1 protein-coding gene is annotated in these 526 nt (G+C 45.1%); it reads left to right on the top strand.

The annotated features are described in order from the left end of the window. A partial coding sequence (locus FEDK69T_RS15940; protein WP_162147251.1) for a PKD-like domain-containing protein occupies positions 1-526 on the top strand: 526 nt, incomplete at both ends.

Genomic DNA, 526 nt, shown 5'->3' with positions numbered 1-526 from the left:
TACTATTACACCGGCTGTAGGTAGCTGTATTGGAAATCCAACGACTGTAACAGTAACGGTAAACCCTATTCCGGTTGTGAGTACTAATGTAACAGCACAATCTATTTGTACAGGTGGATCGACCAATATCACTATGTCAAGTACAACTGCCAACACGACTTTCATGTGGAATGTTGTTGCGTTAGGTGGAGCAACAGGGGCACAAGACGGAACTGGGACATCAATCAACCAGGTTCTGACGGCTTCAGGCACAATCGTAGGTCAGGTCGTATATAACATTACGCCAGTTAACAATGGCTGTTATGGAACGCCAAAAACGGTAACCGTTACCGTTTATCCTAAACCTATTATTAAGGCCAGTCCGGATTCGGCAACCTTATGTTCGGGCGAAAAAACCAATATCGTGTTGATCAGCAATGTGCCAAATACGGTATTTACTTGGACTGTTCTGCCAAATGGCGTGTCAGGGGCTGCATCCGGTACAGGAAGCAGTATCAATCAAACACTGACTACAGCTGGTTTCACA

This window comes from Flavobacterium enshiense DK69 (genome assembly GCF_000498495.1).
In the GTDB taxonomy this organism is placed as follows: Bacteria; Bacteroidota; Bacteroidia; order Flavobacteriales; family Flavobacteriaceae; genus Flavobacterium; species Flavobacterium enshiense.
Note: the sequence above shows the minus strand (reverse complement) of the source record. Positions and strands in the feature narration are given on the sequence as shown.